Source organism: Chamaesiphon minutus PCC 6605 (genome assembly GCF_000317145.1).
Classification (GTDB): domain Bacteria; phylum Cyanobacteriota; class Cyanobacteriia; order Cyanobacteriales; family Chamaesiphonaceae; genus Chamaesiphon; species Chamaesiphon minutus.
In genome coordinates this window covers 3121755-3139626 of sequence record NC_019697.1, presented here as the reverse complement: position 1 = coordinate 3139626, position 17872 = coordinate 3121755, and the positions used below count along the sequence as shown (strand labels likewise).

General features: G+C 48.8%; 13 protein-coding genes. 6 read left to right on the top strand and 7 right to left on the bottom strand.

From position 1 onward, the window contains the following. Window positions 1-272 precede the first annotated feature (272 nt). The 3 genes from rpoB to CHA6605_RS14395 all read left to right on the top strand — a co-directional run bounded on the left by rpoB (window position 273) and on the right by CHA6605_RS14395 (window position 9718). Window positions 273-3575, top strand: a complete 3303-nt coding sequence (gene rpoB, locus CHA6605_RS14405; RefSeq protein ID WP_015160181.1) for a DNA-directed RNA polymerase subunit beta — start codon at window positions 273-275, stop codon at window positions 3573-3575. Window positions 3576-3710: 135 nt separating this feature from the next. Further along, complete coding sequence (locus tag CHA6605_RS14400; protein ID WP_015160180.1) at window positions 3711-5585, top strand: DNA-directed RNA polymerase subunit gamma; 1875 nt, start codon at window positions 3711-3713, stop codon at window positions 5583-5585. 131 nt (window positions 5586-5716) lie between these two features. After that, window positions 5717-9718: a DNA-directed RNA polymerase subunit beta' gene (locus tag CHA6605_RS14395; protein WP_015160179.1), complete on the top strand. Its 4002-nt coding sequence runs from the start codon at window positions 5717-5719 to the stop codon at window positions 9716-9718. Window positions 9719-9791: 73 nt separating this feature from the next. Here the strand turns inward: CHA6605_RS14395 and CHA6605_RS14390 are convergent, their stop codons facing one another. The 3 genes from CHA6605_RS14390 to CHA6605_RS14380 form a co-directional block, all read right to left on the bottom strand. Next, on the bottom strand, window positions 9792-10388 hold the full coding sequence (locus CHA6605_RS14390; RefSeq protein WP_015160178.1) for an MBL fold metallo-hydrolase: 597 nt from the start codon (window positions 10386-10388) through the stop codon (window positions 9792-9794). Between the two features lie 65 nt (window positions 10389-10453). Beyond that, a complete protein-coding gene (locus CHA6605_RS14385; RefSeq protein WP_015160177.1) occupies window positions 10454-11125 on the bottom strand; it encodes a bacteriorhodopsin in 672 nt (223 codons plus the stop codon). Between the two features lie 152 nt (window positions 11126-11277). Further along, entirely contained in the window at window positions 11278-11832 is a 555-nt protein-coding gene (locus CHA6605_RS14380; protein ID WP_015160176.1) for a TetR/AcrR family transcriptional regulator, read from the bottom strand. Window positions 11833-11914: 82 nt separating this feature from the next. Here CHA6605_RS14380 and CHA6605_RS14375 point away from each other — a divergent pair, with 82 nt between their 5' ends. The 3 genes from CHA6605_RS14375 (at window position 11915) to CHA6605_RS14365 (ending at window position 13750) form a co-directional block, all read left to right on the top strand. Next, window positions 11915-12349, top strand: a complete 435-nt coding sequence (locus CHA6605_RS14375) for an ester cyclase (protein WP_015160175.1) — start codon at window positions 11915-11917, stop codon at window positions 12347-12349. Window positions 12350-12504: 155 nt separating this feature from the next. Next, window positions 12505-13194 carry a ribulose-phosphate 3-epimerase gene (gene rpe / locus CHA6605_RS14370; protein ID WP_015160174.1) on the top strand — a complete coding sequence of 230 codons (690 nt, stop codon included), beginning with the start codon at window positions 12505-12507 and terminating at the stop codon, window positions 13192-13194. 133 nt (window positions 13195-13327) lie between these two features. Beyond that, a complete protein-coding gene (locus CHA6605_RS14365) occupies window positions 13328-13750 on the top strand; it encodes a GNAT family N-acetyltransferase (protein WP_015160173.1) in 423 nt (140 codons plus the stop codon). A gap of 171 nt (window positions 13751-13921) precedes the next feature. Here the strand turns inward: CHA6605_RS14365 and psbM are convergent, their stop codons facing one another. From psbM to CHA6605_RS14345, 4 genes are all read right to left on the bottom strand, one after another. Then, a complete protein-coding gene (gene psbM / locus CHA6605_RS14360; protein WP_015160172.1) occupies window positions 13922-14038 on the bottom strand; it encodes a photosystem II reaction center protein PsbM in 117 nt (38 codons plus the stop codon). 158 nt (window positions 14039-14196) lie between these two features. Next, window positions 14197-14493 (bottom strand): 2Fe-2S iron-sulfur cluster-binding protein, encoded by a 297-nt coding sequence (locus tag CHA6605_RS14355; protein WP_015160171.1) that lies wholly within the window; start codon window positions 14491-14493, stop codon window positions 14197-14199. 256 nt (window positions 14494-14749) lie between these two features. Continuing rightward, window positions 14750-16330: a TolC family protein gene (locus tag CHA6605_RS14350; RefSeq protein ID WP_232432261.1), complete on the bottom strand. Its 1581-nt coding sequence runs from the start codon at window positions 16328-16330 to the stop codon at window positions 14750-14752. Window positions 16331-16464: 134 nt separating this feature from the next. Further along, window positions 16465-17817, bottom strand: coding sequence for a TIGR03279 family radical SAM protein (locus CHA6605_RS14345; RefSeq protein ID WP_015160169.1), 1353 nt, complete (start codon window positions 17815-17817; stop codon window positions 16465-16467). Window positions 17818-17872: the final 55 nt, after the last annotated feature.

The following is a 17872-nucleotide window of genomic DNA, read 5'->3' as shown; positions in this document are numbered from 1 at the left end:
TTAAGCTATTTTGACCACGAAGATGCTATCTATGCCAAGCTCGCGAAACCCGATCGTCTTCGATCGCATACAAACAGGAACATCTTCGCCACAAGGTTATCGATTGCTAGGGGAAAGTTATGAATAATCTCAATTTGCTCGCTCGGTTGACGCTTAGGGATGACCCACGACAGCGGCATCGCTTAGAATACCGAACTTAACATGCCACGACTTGGCACTGAATAACTCAAATAACCGATTGCTGTTGAGAACGCACTTACAAGAGGAATATCATGACTAGTCAGATTACTACTACCGCATCCACTTACATGCTGCCGGATTTAGTAGAAATTCAGCGTTCTAGCTTCCGTTGGTTTTTAGAAGAAGGCTTAATCGAAGAATTAGATAGCTTTTCGCCGATTACTGATTACACTGGCAAACTAGAATTGCGGTTCTTGGCAAAAAATTATAAGCTCAAGCGGCCTAAGTACGATGTCGATGAAGCCAAGCGACGCGATGCCAGCTACGCGGTGCAAATGTACGTGCCGACGCAATTAATTAATAAAGAAGATAAAGGCAAAATCATCGAGCAAGATGTCTTCATTGGCGACTTACCATTGATGACCGATCGCGGTACCTTTATTATCAACGGTGCCGAGCGGGTAATTGTCAATCAGATCGTCCGATCGCCTGGAGTTTATTATAAGTCCGAGTTAGACAAAAACGGTCGTAGAACTTATAGTGCCTCGCTGATTCCCAACCGGGGTGCGTGGTTGAAGTTTGAGACAGATAAAAATGATATCGTCTGGGTGCGGATCGACAAGACGCGCAAACTGTCGGCGCAGGTATTGCTCAAAGCTCTGGGATTGACCGATAACGAGATTTTTGACTCGTTACGTCACCCCGAATTTTATCAAAAGACGATCGATAAAGAAGGCAACTTGTCCGAAGAAGAAGCTTTGATGGAGCTGTACAAAAAGCTCCGTCCGGGCGAGCCACCTACTGTCAGTGGCGGTCAGCAATTACTAGATTCGCGCTTCTTTGACCCCAAGCGGTACGATTTGGGTAAAGTCGGACGGTATAAATTAAATCGCAAGCTGCGCCTAACTACGCCCGATACCGTGCGGGTATTGACACCGCAAGATATCTTGTGCGCGATCGATTATCTGATCAATCTGGAATTTGATATCGGTAGCGTCGATGATATCGACCACTTAGGCAATCGTCGCGTGCGTTCGGTTGGTGAGTTGCTCCAGAACCAAATTCGGGTCGGTTTGAACCGTCTAGAGCGGATCATCCGCGAACGGATGACTGTATCGGAGACTAGCAGCTTGACCCCAGCCAGTTTGGTCAATCCCAAACCGCTAGTTGCCGCAGTTAAGGAATTTTTCGGTTCCTCGCAACTGTCCCAGTTTATGGATCAAACCAATCCCCTGGCGGAATTGACCCACAAACGCCGACTTTCAGCATTAGGACCTGGTGGTTTGACCAGAGAACGGGCGGGTTTTGCGGTTCGCGATATTCACACCTCCCACTATGGGCGGATTTGTCCGATCGAAACACCTGAAGGCCCCAACGCTGGACTGATCGGTTCGCTAGCGACACACGCGCGGGTCAATCAGTATGGATTTATCGAAACTCCCTTCTTACCTGTCGAAAATGGCCGGGTCAAGCGAGAATTAGAAGCCGAATACATGACAGCAGATCAAGAAGACGATCTGCGGGTCGCACCTGGGGATATTACCACCGATGAGGATGGTTATATCTTAGGTTCGACGATTCCCGTCCGGTATCGGCACGAGTTTACCACGACGACACCAGATCAGGTGGATTATGTGGCAATTTCACCCGTACAGATTATCTCGGTCGCAACGTCGTTGATTCCCTTCCTCGAACACGATGACGCCAACCGCGCCCTGATGGGTTCTAACATGCAACGTCAGGCGGTACCTCTACTGCGTCCAGAACGTCCGTTAGTCGGTACTGGGCTAGAAGTCCAAGCCGCTCGCGACTCTGGGATGGTAGTTGTCTCAAAATTCGATGGTGTGGTCAGCTTTATCGAAGCAGAATCGATCGACGTTCGTGGTGATAATGGTCGGACGCAGAAGTATCTGCTCCAAAAATATCACCGTTCTAACCAGGATACTTGCTTAAACCAGCGTCCGTTAGTCAAAATCGGCGATCGCGTAGTTGCAGGTCAAGTCCTAGCCGATGGTTCGGCAACCGAAGGCGGCGAGCTGGCTTTGGGTCAGAATATTCTGGTTGCTTATATGCCGTGGGAGGGCTACAACTATGAGGATGCGATCCTAATTAGCGAACGATTGGTCTCCCAGGATTTCTATACCAGTATCCACATCGAGAAGTTTGAAATCGAGGCACGACAAACTAAACTCGGCCCCGAAGAGATTACCCGCGAAATTCCCAACGTTAGTGAAGAATCATTGCGAAACCTTGACGAAACGGGCATTATTCGCAAGGGTGCTTGGGTGACATCTGGCGACATCCTCGTCGGTAAAGTAACTCCCAAAGGTGAATCCGATCAACCGCCAGAAGAAAAACTATTGCGAGCGATTTTTGGTGAAAAAGCCCGCGATGTCCGCGATAACTCCCTGCGCGTCCCCAATGGTGAAAAAGGTCGCGTCGTCGATGTTCGGGTGTTTACCCGCGAACAAGGCGACGAACTCCCACCTGGAGCAAACATGGTCGTGCGGATCTATGTAGCGCAAAAACGCAAAATTCAAGTCGGCGATAAAATGGCCGGACGTCACGGTAATAAAGGGATCGTCTCTCGGATTATGCCTGTCGAAGATATGCCCTATCTCCCCGACGGTACCGCCGTCGATATCGTCCTCAACCCCTTGGGCGTACCATCGCGGATGAACGTCGGTCAGGTATTTGAATGCTTGCTCGGTTGGGCGGGACACAATTTAAACATGCGGTTTAAGGTCACGCCATTCGATGAAATGTATGCCCCCGAAGCTTCGCGGACGACAGTTCATGGCAAGTTAAAAGCAGCAGCCAAAGCACAGGATAAACCGTGGATTTTCGATAAAAACGAGCCGGGTAAAACAACTGTTTACGACGGACGCACGGGCGAAGCATTCGATCGACCCGTAACGGTCGGCAAAGCGTATATGCTCAAACTAGTCCACTTAGTCGATGATAAGATCCACGCGCGTTCTACAGGCCCTTACTCCTTGGTGACCCAACAACCCCTTGGTGGTAAAGCCCAACAAGGCGGTCAACGGTTTGGAGAAATGGAAGTCTGGGCACTCGAAGCATTCGGTGCGGCGTATACCCTCCAAGAATTGCTCACCGTCAAATCCGACGATATGCAAGGTCGTAACGACGCCCTCAACGCGATCGTTAAAGGTAAATCCATCCCGAGTCCCGGTACTCCCGAATCCTTCAAAGTACTGATGCGCGAGTTGCAATCCCTCGGACTAGATATCGCCGTCCACAAAGTCGAACAGACCCCCGACGGCGACAGCCGCGACGTCGAAGTCGATCTGATGGCCGATGTCAACACCCGCCGCGCCCCATCTCGCCCCACCTACGAATCCTTTGCTCGTGGAGATGATAGCGAAGAAGTCTAAGAAGGTGTTAGGTGTTAGGCTTTAGGCTTTAGGTTCGGAACGCGGCGCGTTCCCCTAAGATCTGCCCTAAAGCCTAAAGCCCAATCCCTAAAGCCTAAAGCCTAATCCCTAAAGCCTAATCCCTAAAGCCTAATTATGCGTCAAAAGCTAGAAACCAAGTTTGATTACGTTAAGATTGGGATCGCTTCACCCGATCGGATTCGAGAGTGGGGTTCGCGGAACTTACCCAACGGACAATTAGTTGGCGAAGTCACCAAACCAGAAACCATCAACTATCGGACATTGAAGCCGGAAATGGATGGTTTGTTCTGCGAACGGATTTTTGGCCCTGCCAAGGATTGGGAATGCCATTGCGGTAAATACAAACGGGTGCGCCATCGTGGCATCGTCTGCGAACGTTGTGGAGTTGAAGTTACCGAATCCCGCGTGCGCCGTCACCGGATGGGCTTTATCAAACTAGCTGCGCCAGTGGCTCACGTTTGGTACCTCAAAGGGATTCCCAGCTACTTGAGCATCCTGCTCGATATGCCCTTGCGCGATGTCGAACAAATCGTCTACTTCAACTCCTATGTTGTTTTGGCCGCAGGTAACGATGATACTCTCGGTTACAAACAACTGCTGACTGAAGAACAGTGGTTAGAAATTGAAGAACGGATCTATAGTGAAGACTCTCAACTCGAAGGAGTCGAAGTCGGCATTGGTGCAGAAGCCGTCCAGCGGCTCCTAGAAGACCTGCAATTGGAAGAAGAGGCTGAAAAGCTCCGCGAGCAGATTAGCGAGTCCAAGGGTCAAAAACGCGCCAAGTTGATCAAACGCCTGCGGGTGATCGATAACTTCATCGCGACAGGTAGTCGTCCCGAATGGATGATTCTCAGTTACGTGCCTGTAATTCCCCCTGATTTGCGCCCAATGGTGCAACTCGATGGCGGTCGATTTGCGACTTCGGACTTAAACGATCTCTATCGCCGTGTCATCAACCGGAATAACCGTCTGGCGAGATTGCAAGAAATCTTAGCACCCGAAATCATCGTCCGCAACGAGAAACGGATGCTTCAAGAAGCCGTCGATGCGCTGATCGATAACGGTAGACGCGGTAGAACCGTAGTCGGTGCCAATAACCGCGCCCTCAAATCCCTATCCGATATTATCGAAGGGAAACAGGGACGCTTCCGGCAGAACTTGCTCGGTAAACGGGTCGATTATTCCGGACGTTCGGTAATTGTCGTCGGGCCAAAACTGAAAATCCACCAGTGTGGATTGCCTAGAGAAATGGCGATCGAATTATTCCAGCCGTTTGTGATCCATCGGTTGATCAAAAACAACTTGGTCAATAATATCAAAGCTGCCAAAAAACTGATCCAACGTGGCGATCCAACCGTGTGGGATGTCCTCGAAGAAGTCATCGCCGGACACCCAGTGATGCTGAATCGGGCACCAACCCTGCACCGTTTGGGGATTCAAGCCTTCGAGCCGATTATCGTCGAAGGTCGCGCGATTCAACTCCATCCGCTAGTTTGCCCAGCATTTAATGCCGACTTCGACGGAGACCAGATGGCGGTTCACGTACCGTTGTCCTTGGAGTCTCAAGCCGAAGCCCGACTGCTAATGTTGGCGAGTAATAACATTCTCTCACCAGCAACGGGTTCGCCGATCGTCGCACCTTCTCAGGATATGGTCTTGGGTTGTTATTATCTGACCGCTCGGAATCCCGAACTCGCCGAAACCGATCGCTATTTTGCCAATCTAGACGATGCCGTTCGTGCATACGATCGCGGCGAGCTGAATATCCACAGCTTTATCTGGGTCAGATACGACGGTTTAATGGAATCCGACGATGAAGAAAAAGACCCATTAGAAACGATCGACAATGGCGACGGTACGACCACCAGACTCTATAAATACCGCCGCATTCGCGAAACCAGCACAGGTGAACTGCTCTCTCAATATATCTATACCACCCCAGGCCGGATTATTTACAACAAGACCATTCAAGAAGTCCTCTCGGTATAGGGAGTAGGGAATAGGGGATAGGGGATAGGGAATAGAAACCGAGTGTTTCGTTCTTACCCTTTACCCCTTACCCCTTAACCTTTACCCCTCCGTACCCTATTCCCTATCCCCTAACCTCTATCCCCTAGATCATGAGCGAAAAAGAGAGAAAGCCGATCGTTTTTAACAACCGGATGGTTGATAAAGGTCAGTTGAAAAAGCTGATTACTTGGTCGTTCCGGCATTATGGTACCGCTCGGACAGCGCAGATGGCGGACAAACTCAAAGAATTGGGTTTCCGATTTGCCACTAGAGCGGGGGTATCGATCAGTATCGATGACCTAAAGATTCCGCCGATCAAGCGGGAAATGCTGGAAGCTGCCGAAAATACGATCGATGAAACCGAAGCTAAATATACTCGCGGCGAGATTACAGAAGTCGAACGGTTCCAAAAAGTAATCGATACTTGGAACATCACTTCTGAAAGCCTCAAAGACCAAGTAGTAGTTAACTTTAGAGAAAATTATCCGCTCAACTCCGTCTATATGATGGCATTCTCTGGGGCGCGGGGCAACCTGTCTCAAGTTCGTCAGCTCGTCGGAATGCGCGGTTTGATGGCCAATCCCCAAGGGGAAATCATCGACTTACCAATTAAGACCAACTTTAAAGAAGGCTTGACGGTAACCGAGTATATTATTTCCTCATACGGTGCGCGTAAGGGTCTGGTCGATACCGCATTGCGGACGGCTGACTCTGGTTACCTGACTCGTCGTTTGGTAGACGTATCCCAAGATGTGATCGTCCGCGAACATGATTGTGGCACGACTCGCGGCTTGGTTGTCGAAGCAATGAAGGATGGAGATCGCGTCTTGATTCCGCTCAAAGATCGGCTGCACGGACGCGTCTTAGCGGCGGATGTCTTGCATCCCGAAACCAAAGCAGTTATCGGCACTCGCAACCAAGAATTAGGTGAAGATCTAATTAAAGAAATTACCAAAGCTGGCGTGACATCGGTCTTCGCGCGATCGGCTCTAACTTGTGAAGCCGCTCGATCGGTCTGTCAACTCTGCTATGGTTGGAGTCTGGCACACGGACACCTGGTCGATTTGGGCGAAGCCGTCGGGATTATCGCCGCACAATCGATCGGCGAACCTGGCACCCAGCTCACAATGCGGACATTCCACACGGGTGGGGTATTTACAGGCGAAGTCGAGCAACAAATTCGTGCTCCACACGATGGTACTGTTAAATTCTCCAATCTCCGCGTGCGTGCCGTCCGCACCCGCCACGGAGAAGACCGCGAACAAGTAGAAGTCAATGGCGATCTGATCGTCGAACCTAAAGGTAAAGGGAAGAAAAAGGTCTTTAATCTCACCCCTGGTTCGCTGTTACTGGTACCCGATGGCGCGGAAGTTAAATCTGGCGATCTGCTCGCAGAAATCGCGCTGAGTCGTGGTGGCCGCTCCACTGAAAAAGCAACAAAAGACGTTGCCTCCGATCTGGCTGGGGAAGTTTTATTTGCCGATATCGTACCGGAAGAAAAAACCGATCGACAAGGTAATATGACGCGGATCGCTCAACGTGGTGGTTTGATCTGGGTACTATCGGGCGAAGTTTATAATTTACCACCTGGTGCCGAACCGATGGTCAAAAACGACGATCGGATCTCTGTCGATGGCGTCTTGGCTGAAACCCGCTTGATTTCGGTCAGCGGTGGTGTCGTCCGACTGCGCGGCGAACGGGAGATCGATATTATCACGGCATCCGTGTCGCTCGATCGCGCTAAAGTCGAAGTCGATGCCACGTCTGGTCGCGAACAATATGCGATCGTCACCGATGACAATCAACGCTTCCAACTGCTGACCGCACCTGGAACCAAAGTCCAAAATAGCACTGCCGTTGCCGAATTGGTAGACGATCGCTATCGCACGCGCACGGGTGGGATTGTCAAATTTGCCGGACTAGATGTCCAGAAAAAAGGTAAAGCCAAACAGGGCTACGAGGTCGTCCAAGGTGGGACAATTCTGTGGATTCCTGAAGAGTCCCATGAAGTCAACAAAGACATCTCCCTGCTCAACGTCGAAGATGGGCAGTATGTCGAAGCAGGCACCGAAGTCATTCGCGATATCTTCTGCGGTATCAGCGGGATTATCGAAGTCGTGCAGAAAAATGACATCTTGCGGGAAATTACGATCAAACCTGGCGATCTGCACCTGCTCGACGATCCCGAAGCCGGACAGTCAGTCAGCGGTACGATCTGTTATCCCGGTCAAAAACCCGTTCCCGAACTCGAAGAACTGACCGAACTGCGGTATCTAGAATACGTCGAAACTCCTGAAGGTTCGGCACTCTTGATCCGCCCCGTCGTAGAATACCAAGTTCCTGACGAACCCAATCTGCCATCCCAAGCATCTGTCAATCAGGCTGGTGCCCAAGGCACGATCGAGTTACGAGCGGTGCAACGCGTACCTTACAAAGATGGCGAACGCGTCAAATCTGTGGATGGGGTCGAACTCCTCCGCACCCAACTGGTGTTGGAAATGGATTCTACCAGCACTCCCCAACTGGCTGCCGATATCGAACTGATTAAAGACGAAGATACTGGCGAACTCCGGCTTCAACTAGTGATTCTCGAATCGCTAACGATCCGGCGCGATACTGCTGGTGATAACTTGGGTGGTAGTACATATACCGAAGCTCTGGTTACCGATGGCCAACAAATCGCACCAGGTGCAGTTGTCGCTCGGACGGAGATTCGTTGTAAACATCATGGGATCGTGCGTGGGATTCGCCAAGGGGCTGAATCTGTGCGGCGAGTACTCGTAGTTCGCGATACCGATCGGACGCTCGTCGAAACTAATGGTGTTAAACCGACTGTCAAAGTCGGCAAACTAGTAGTAGCAGGCGGCCAACTCGCGGAAGGTCTCGCTAGTCCCGAATCCGGTCAAGTTGTGGAAGTTACTGACTCCCAAGTCATCTTACGGATGGCGCGTCCCTATCGCGTCTCGCCAGGAGCAATCCTGCATATTGACAACGGCGATCTCGTCCAACGGGGCGATAACTTGGTACTACTGGTATTCGAGCGATCGAAAACCGGAGATATCATCCAAGGTTTACCTCGGATCGAGGAATTACTCGAAGCCCGCAAACCGAAAGAAGCCTGTATCCTCAACCGTCGCGATGGTACTGCCTCTGTAGTTTATGGTGACGATAACGAGCCGATCGAGATTAAAGTCATCGATGCTAGTGGCGCAGTCGAAGAATACTTCCTCGGCCCCGGTCAAAACTTACTCGTATCGGATGGAAATGAAGTCAAAGCAGGACACCTGCTTACGGATGGACAGTTGAACCCACACGAAATCCTCGAAGTCTACTTCAACCACTTCCGCGAAGATAATGGCGTCTTTGAAGCTGCGTTACTCGCCCTGCAAAAAGCCCAAGCCTTCCTAGTAAATGAAGTTCAATCGGTGTATCAATCTCAAGGGATCGACATCGCCGACAAACACATCGAGGTGATCGTCCGACAGATGACTTCCAAAGTCCGCATCGACGATGGTGGCGATACCACCATGTTACCGGGAGAACTCCAAGAACTCCGCCAAGTCGAACAGGTCAACGAAGCGATGTCGATTACTGGTGCAGCTCCGGCTGAATATACGCCAATGTTGCTCGGGATTACCAAAGCATCGTTGAATACCGATAGCTTCATCTCGGCTGCAAGTTTCCAAGAAACCACTCGCGTCCTGACAGAAGCCGCGATCGAAGGTAAATCAGACTGGTTGCGCGGCTTGAAAGAGAACGTGATCATCGGTCGTCTGATTCCTGCTGGTACTGGCTTCAACGCCTATGAAGACTCCAACTTCTCCAGCCCGATTATGGACAATGATTATGGCTCTCCAGGCATGTATGGTGCCTACGATGGCACCCTCGGCAGCGATGAGGATATGATTCTCGACGATCGCACCGCCCGTAGCTACGATCTCGACGATCCAATGCTCGGTGGCTTATCGATTGTCAAGCCTTCTAGTCCAGAAGAGGAGGACGAATTTGCTGGACTCTACGGCGATACAGTCAAAGCCAGTAGCTCCGATGATGAAGATGATTTCGATTGGGCACCGCCTGGGGACAGCGAGGATGATGATGATTTTGAATAATTATCATTAGCAATCGTTTTACGTTGAAAGAGCATTATTCTTTGGAATAACGCTCTTTCTTTTTTTGCTAACTTCATTGAGCGCACAATGCTTGCAGTTGTAAATGTCCCTGGTGGAAGATATGCCAGCCGTCGCCCACTAGCACCGTTTCAATTCGGTCTAGCTTTGCCAATCTTCGCACCGAAGCCAGTGCTAGCTCGCGATTGGATAACTTAGCATCTGGCAATAACATCAGCGAGCCAGCTCGATGCGCTCTGACGAGATCGCCAGTAATTAAGGTAGTTTCTTGCAACAAAAGACCCAACTCGCCAGGGGTTTTAGAACCGTGTAATGCAATTGCCTCTAGCCCAGGGACGATGGCATCGCCATCAGCCAACCAGAGATCGACAGCAATGGGGAATGTTTCGCGTTCGCCCTGCGGAGCCGCAATTTGGGCACCTGTTTTGGCAGCAAGTTCCTCGCTGGCGCGAATATGGTCGGAATTGGCGATCGCAATCCAGCTAGTACCACCCAACGACTGTAAATGTGCCAGATCGTTTCCAGATAGGGGCGGCGGATCGATGAGAACATTCCCCTCCGCTCGAATCCAGGCAATACTATGAAAATCAATATTGCGTTCGGAATTGAACTCAGACCAACAGAATAAATCGGAACGGTGAAGAAATTTCATCAGCTAACTAAAAGTTGGGATGCGATCGCTACACTCCTAATTATCAATTATCAGCCATCAATTTTTTAAACTTTTTGCGATTCTAGCTGGTATAACGAGTTGAGCGATAAAAATCCAAATCCGACCTTAGAAGCTAAATCTAGCAGCGTGTAGCCCATCGTTTCGTACCCTTGACTGAGCACTCCCAAACCAGTCGCCGCCAAAATCCAGACGACAGGATACAAAGTCCATAGCACGACATGCGCGGTTAACAGCTTCCGAAATACTTGTTTGGCATGGGGGTAGTGCTGTTCGGCTTGGCTGCGGTAGGGCTTTAACAATAGATAAAGCGTAGCAATAAACGCACCACAACTGACCAGATACCAGATTTGATTCATTGGTTTGGGTGTAATTGCACCGACAAAACCAGTTGCAATCATATACGCATTCGCGCCAATCAAACTACAGGTAATGGGTAAATTAGTGCGACCCAGAAACGCTAGATCGAGGATCAGTAAAGGTGTCGAGCAAAACCAGGTTATATATCTGACCCAGAATGTCGGTCGATCGTAAATGACTTGAAAGCCCAACCCTAGAGACATTGCTAGATACAGTCCCGCAGCAATCAGACAGATAAAAAAGTTCAAGGTATATAGAATCTGCCATCGTCGATCTGCGGCCCGACTCGCACCAAAGCCAAATACTAGGCTGCCCAATATCATCCCGACTACACCGATCTGAAGCCAAATTTGCACCATGATTTAATTAGAAATAAACGACTCGGAAAGCGTGCAGTAAGATCCCTATTTGCAGTATTTCAAATTTGGCTGTTGTCGTTATCTGGCGATCGAGAGATTTTAGGTATTAGGCTTTAGGTTTTAGGGGAAAGGACATTACGATCCACCTATCCCTATGATTGTTGAGTCAAAATCGTATGAACGAGTTGGATTTCAGTCAGGCGTTTCGATCGAGTGGTGGGCAATGCCATGATGAACCACCCCAGGCGGACGGAGTAAGCCACTTGCGCGCGTACCTCGGCATCGGTTGGGGAGAAGCCAATTTGTAAGAATAAGTGCTGAAGATATGCTAGTCTCTGTCGATCGACGCGTTCGATCGCGGCGGCGGCTCGGATATCGTGGATCGCCCAGATGCGCATTGCTTTCTCTAATCGATCGTCATCTTCCGCCGCAATTTTAAATAGGTGCAATAACCGCTGACTTGGTATGCCACCTTCGGCTTCGACTTGGTGCATGACAGCTTCGGTATTGACAGCCTGCCACTCCTGGACGATCGCATTCAACAGATCGTCGAGATTTTTGAAATGCCAATAAAAACTACCGCGTGTAATCTGGAGCGATTTGGCGATCGCATCAACTTTGACGGCTTCGATGCCCTTAGCCATAAAGGTGTCTAGTGCCGCATTCAACCAGTCTTGTCGCCCTAATTTGGGATTGGATACTTCCATACACCTATGTATTGACGTTGGCAAATGAGGTTGCTACAGTCTCACCATACACTAATGTATTGTAAGTTGAAGGAGTAATTTGATGATGACTCAAATCGAACAAAACAAATCGATCGCCCTCCGTTTCGCGACAGCAGGGTGGGGCACCAATCCTAATTGGCAACAGGCTTGGGATGAATTAATGAGTAAAGATGTCATTCATCATTTCAACAGTTCCCCAGAACCAATTGTGGGACTAGCAGCAAATAAAGCCTTTAATGCCAGCTTGTTTGAAGGATTTCCAGATATTCAGCAGACGATCGAGGAGACGATCGCCGAAGGCGAAAAAGTGGTCTATCGCACCACAATCCAAGGCACCCATACAGGCGAATTTTTAGGCATTCCACCTACTGGTAAACATGCCAAAATCAATGATTTTACCTTGCTCAAAATTTCTAACAGTAAGATTGTTGAGTGGTGGTATGAGTGCAATTTGCTAGCACTAATGCAGCAATTAGGATTGATGCCAGCCAAGTGAACAACTACACTCATCGCCGAGTGCATTATGTAGCGTCAGGATTATCGCTCGGTCATAACTAGCAACTTATGCGATCGATCCCTAACCCCTGTTAAAATTGTAGAAATTGTTAAAATTTTTACTGAAACTTAACTCTCAGGAGACATATAGTAACTATGAGCCAAAAATCCTTGGTGATTTCCCCGTCCATCCTTTCTGCGGATTTTGGCCGCTTGGGTGAAGAAATTCGGGCTGTGGATGCCGCTGGCGCGGACTGGATTCACGTTGATGTAATGGATGGACGGTTCGTACCAAATATTACTATCGGCCCCCTGATTGTCGAAGCAGTTCGTCCTCATACCAAAAAGCCCCTGGATGTCCACTTGATGATCGTGGAACCAGAAAAATATGTAGCTGATTTTGCCAAAGCTGGCGCAGATATTATCTCCGTCCATGCCGAGCACAATGCTTCTCCTCACTTGCACCGGACTTTGGGACAAATCAAAGAATTGGGCAAACAAGCGGGTGTAGTTCTCAATCCCGGTACGCCATTAGAGCTAATCGAATACGTGCTCGAATTGTGCGATTTGATTCTAATTATGAGCGTCAACCCTGGTTTTGGCGGTCAAAGCTTTATTCCGAGTGCGGTTACCAAAGTTGCCAAGTTACGTCAAATGTGTAACGAGCGCGGTTTAGACCCTTGGATCGAAGTCGATGGCGGACTCAAGGCGAATAATAGCTGGCAAGTTATCGACGCTGGTGCCAATGCGATCGTGGCTGGTTCGGCGGTATTTAATGCGCCTGATTATGCTGAAGCGATTAAAGGCATTCGCAATAGCAAACGTCCAGAGTTAGTAACAGCTTAGGAACTATCTAAAATCGAAAGCGGCAAGGGGTAAAGGGACGAGAGATCGACTTTTATCCCTGTTTGTTTTATCTGGTTAACAGATATTGCAGCTATGTAGAAAGATGACGATCGCGATCGGGAGTTGTAGTAAAATGTCATCCGAAATTGTCGAAATTGTCGAACGGATTCCAACGGTAAGTGAATATCAATTTTTGAGAGCATCTGTAGGTTGGCACAATCATTCAGCGACAATTGTCGAACGCTCTCTTCAAAATTCTTTATATAGTGTGTGCGCGATCGATTGCGATCTGGTAGTTGGATATGGACGTGTCGTTGGAGATGGCTATCTCTATTTTTACCTTCAAGATGTGATGGTTTTACCAGATTATCAAGGTCGGGGGATCGGTTATAGAATCACTAAAAAAATCCATAATTATGTACTCTCGATCGCTCAGCCCGGTACATTTTTTGGTCTAATGGCAGCAGCAGGTGCTGCGAGTATGTATGAAAAATTTGGGTTTCAACGCCGACCTGACACTATGCCTGGTATGTTTATCTGGATCGGCGCATCGTAGTCCCGATAGATTGTCGAGATCTGCTCTCAATGCCTAGCTCCAAGGTTGGCGAAAACTAGAAATCTCGATCTAAGATATTTGTTAGCCGATCGAGGCCAGTACTCGGACATCAAAAAGACTACTAGAAATTGTCTCTAGTAGTCTTTTTGGACAAAATTGAAATTCAATGCTCTAGGAATCAGCACCAGTATTGCGGCTATTGGTTTGAATATAGAGAATGATTAAGAAAATCGTCGGTACGAGCACAAATAAAAGGCTGGCGACAAAACCTAAATCGTTAGTCTGCATTAGAGTAATTCCTATAAAGTATTTTTATCTACACCTATATTAGAATATCATTTCCAGTAGGAGTGTAGGGAAGATCGATCGGATTTTATCGACCCCATTTTCCGAAACTCAGTGTTGAGAAAAGAATCCCACTCTGAACTAGCTCCAGTCTGCCACAACTACGGTTTGGTATTGACGCACGCGATTCCATTCACCAACGTTTGACACGCAAGACGGTAGTTAGCAGGTTTTTTGGCTAATTTACGGTTCTCAAAATCAGTGCGGGGAGAGAGATTCTCCATTCCTTCAGCAATTTCGACCACGCACATGCCACATTGACCATAGCCGCCACAGTTCATCAGTTTACCTTTGAAGGTATAGATGTCAATCTGGTTTTGAACTGCCTTCTCGCGCAGATTTGCCCCCTGTGCGACGATAATCTCCTTGTTCTCTTTGATAAATTTAACCGCACTCATGTCTATATCCTCAAAAATAATTTAGACCCTATTAAGAATTATTAAGAGATTTGGCAGTTTTGCCAAGGGGGTAGGGGTAGGGATTAGGGAATGGGGGGTAGAAGATAGGGGTTGGGCCTTAGTCGGGGAGCGGGGAGAGGGGATTTAGTTAGGAGTTGGGAGAGCAAGATCTCTGAGTAACTACCCATCCACCCATCCTCCGATGGTACAGTCCACCCATCGACCCATCGACCCATCCACTCCTCATACCCCAATCCTACTGAAGAATTAATGTTGCCGTGCGGAGATCGGAGAGCGAACGGTTGTAATTAATAATTGCGTTAATGCGATTGCCGCGTGCGCGTGCGAGTTCGGTTTGGGCTTGAATAACATCAGTTTGAGTGCCTACCCCAGCTTGAAAGCGCAGACGTGCGAGTTTGAGACTTTCTTCGGCTTGGCGGAGAGCTTGAGTGGATGTAGCAATATTTTTTTGGTTGGAGCCGAGCGTAGAAAACGCTTGCTCGACTTCAAACCGAACTTGATTGCGGGTAGTTGTAAACTGATTTTCAAAAATTTGCTGACTGACTCGTTCTCTGTTAGCACTAGATCCCGCCGCCCCACCATCCAAGAAGCTCCAACTTAATTGGACTCCCACACTGTAATTATCTTGAGCCGGGGCAGAAGTTGAGATGCTTTTGTTGACACCATATCTACCAAACAGGTTGACTTGAGCCGAATCTCCTGCTGAAGCAATAATCTGTTGTTGTTCGCTGATGCGACGCAAAGATATCTGCTGTCTGAGTTCGGGGCGATTTTTAAATGCTATTACCACACTATCTTCCAAGGAATACGGCCAAGTACCAGACTCTCGGACGGGATCGGTGGCGGTAAATTCGGTATTGTTATCGACGACGAGAATTTGGGCGATGCGTTTGCGAGCGGTTTGTTGTTGTGCCTGGGCGTTGGTAAGATCTTGATTGGCGGTGGCCAGTTGGACTTGAGCGCGCAGGATATCAAATCTGGTACCGACACCAGCTCGCTCTTGGAGTTGCGCGTCGCTCAAACTGCGGGTGGCATCTGCGACCGCAGCTTGATTGATAATCACGGATGAATCGGCGGCTTGCAGATCGTAATATGCTGTCAGTACCTGCGCGCGCACCAGTTGCTCGATCCGCACCAGATCGAGTCTGTCGAATTGGACTTGTTCTTCGGCAGCTCTGACGCTACTTTCATTCCGACCCGCACTGTAAATACTGTAAGTGGCTTGCAGTGTTCCATCGACATTGCTAGCACTATTGGTGCCAGTTGGCGATGGGTCGCCGATGATTAGTGGCGAACCTTGATTTTGGAGGTTGCCGAGCAATTGAAGTTGTAAGGCTTGGGCGGCTCTGGCTTGAGCGATTCCTGTTTGCGATCGATCGACTGTCAAGCGCGCGGCTTGAATTTGACGATTGTTGCGGAAGGCGATATCGATCGCTTCTTGCAAGGTAATCGATCTGCGCCCGGTAATTTGAACTTCATTACCTGTTCTGGGCAGGTTGAGATTGTTGATGAGATTGGGAATGGGGGCTGAAGAGGCAGGTGCAGGTTGAGGTGTCGGAGCTGGAGCGGGCGGATTTTGGGCGATGAGTGTAGTTGGTTGGCTACTCTGAGAAACTGCTGCCACATCTAAAGATCGAGCTGTTGCTATCTCCATCTGCACCATGCCACCCAAACTCAGCGCGACAATCGTACAAATCGTGCGGAGTCCGACTTTAGTCTGATGACGCTCTCTATGCACGACTCCATCGACAAAATTGCGTTTGGGATAATTGCGGCTGTGCTGTAAGTTCGATGGTGCGATGCGGCTGTTTAACATATGGATCAATTTAATCAGAGTTAGCATATGCGATGATTTTGTAAAAACTGCTTTCTAAAGATCTGGATATTTATACACTACACTTATCTGAAAGAAACTACGCGAACGAATTATTCAGACACCAACCATTAGCATTAACTATGTACCCCCGATCTATTTTCCCCTAATTTTTCTAGAAAATGATAAATTCCGTCAACTGGTACGAGCGGCACCTGTAGTTTTGCGGCTAATTCGTCGAGAGTCACATCATCGAGAAACTTGGCTTCGTCGTGCTTAAGCATTACGCTGGGGATTAAGACTCGATCGCCCAAATCTCTCCCTGGTAAATCATTCATGAGATCGTGACCCGTTAACAGCCCAGTAACTGTCATCTGTTGACCCCAATATTGGCTCGCGATCGCCACTAAGTTGACTGTTAGACCTGGGATAGCATTCAACCGATCGACGATGGGTTGGAAGGCATTTTCGACGGCATTGCCGACCACCCAAGTACAGGTGTGGGGTGGATCGATTTCGGTCACCTCCCATTCGGCTATTTCTTCAGCAAATTCATCGAGAAAGCGACGGATCGAACCGACGCCATTGCCAAGTTGAGGATAGTCTTCGTAATAATCGCTAGGCGGAAGTTCTACCCCAGCAATTAGATACCATTCATCAGCTAACCAGACGAAAGTGGAGCCAAATTGTTGCTGAAATTCTTGTTGTAGGGCTTCAACTTGCGCGATGACAACTTTGGCAATTTCGGGCGTAACGGGAGCGAGTTCGGTAAGGTTGGGACGAAACCGCGTCAAACCTACGGGAACGACGGCGACTGATGCTACTGCTGGCGTATCGCCGTGATGGAAACTAGCTAGATCTCGAATGGTACGATCGAGATGTATGCCGTCGTTGATGCCGGGACATAATACTACTTGAGCGTGAATTTCGAGCCGATGAGACTGAAACCACTCTAATTGTTTCATTATCTCGCCCGCCCGTTGATTTTTGAGCAGTTGCGATCGAATTTCTGGCTCGGTAGCATGAACGGACACATATAGCGGCGAGAGACGCATCTGGGCGATCCGATCCCATTCTTTGGTGGTGAGATTGGTTAAAGTTAGATAGCTGCCATACAAGAAACTCAAGCGATAATCGTCATCTTTGAAATATAAAGATTCGCGCTTACCTGGCGGTTGTTGATCGATAAAGCAGAAGGGGCATTTATTATTGCACTGAATCAACCCATCGAATAAAGCCGTCTCAAATTCTAGTCCCAAATCCTCATCGTAATCTTTCTCGATCTCGATCTGATGAGGCTTACCCTTGGCATCTAATACTTCTAGATCGAGAACTTCATCCGAGCATAAAAATTGATAATCGATTAAATCGCGCGGTTTTTGACCGTTGATTTTTACCAATCGATCGCCTGGTGTAAAGCCAATTTCTGCCGCGATCGAATCGGGAATAACACCAGTAATTATAGCCGGACGGATCGCTGTTTCGCTCATGAGTTGGGAGAGTGGGAGTTGGGAGTTGGGAGAGTGGGAGAGTGGAAGTTGGGAG

Excerpts from the sequence above, each read along its gene's own strand:
- CHA6605_RS14375 (WP_015160175.1), top strand. The coding sequence starts at position 11,915 with ATGATGACTCAAATCGAACAAAACAAATCGATCGCCCTCCGTTTCGCG.
- CHA6605_RS14385 (WP_015160177.1), bottom strand. The coding sequence starts at position 11,125 with ATGGTGCAAATTTGGCTTCAGATCGGTGTAGTCGGGATGATATTGGGC.
- CHA6605_RS14400 (WP_015160180.1), top strand. The coding sequence starts at position 3,711 with ATGCGTCAAAAGCTAGAAACCAAGTTTGATTACGTTAAGATTGGGATC.
- rpe (WP_015160174.1), top strand. The coding sequence starts at position 12,505 with ATGAGCCAAAAATCCTTGGTGATTTCCCCGTCCATCCTTTCTGCGGAT.
- CHA6605_RS14380 (WP_015160176.1), bottom strand. The coding sequence starts at position 11,832 with ATGGAAGTATCCAATCCCAAATTAGGGCGACAAGACTGGTTGAATGCG.
- psbM (WP_015160172.1), bottom strand. The coding sequence starts at position 14,038 with ATGCAGACTAACGATTTAGGTTTTGTCGCCAGCCTTTTATTTGTGCTC.
- CHA6605_RS14345 (WP_015160169.1), bottom strand. The coding sequence starts at position 17,817 with ATGAGCGAAACAGCGATCCGTCCGGCTATAATTACTGGTGTTATTCCC.
- CHA6605_RS14365 (WP_015160173.1), top strand. The coding sequence starts at position 13,328 with ATGTCATCCGAAATTGTCGAAATTGTCGAACGGATTCCAACGGTAAGT.
- CHA6605_RS14390 (WP_015160178.1), bottom strand. The coding sequence starts at position 10,388 with ATGAAATTTCTTCACCGTTCCGATTTATTCTGTTGGTCTGAGTTCAAT.
- rpoB (WP_015160181.1), top strand. The coding sequence starts at position 273 with ATGACTAGTCAGATTACTACTACCGCATCCACTTACATGCTGCCGGAT.
- CHA6605_RS14395 (WP_015160179.1), top strand. The coding sequence starts at position 5,717 with ATGAGCGAAAAAGAGAGAAAGCCGATCGTTTTTAACAACCGGATGGTT.
- CHA6605_RS14355 (WP_015160171.1), bottom strand. The coding sequence starts at position 14,493 with ATGAGTGCGGTTAAATTTATCAAAGAGAACAAGGAGATTATCGTCGCA.
- CHA6605_RS14350 (WP_232432261.1), bottom strand. The coding sequence starts at position 16,330 with ATGTTAAACAGCCGCATCGCACCATCGAACTTACAGCACAGCCGCAAT.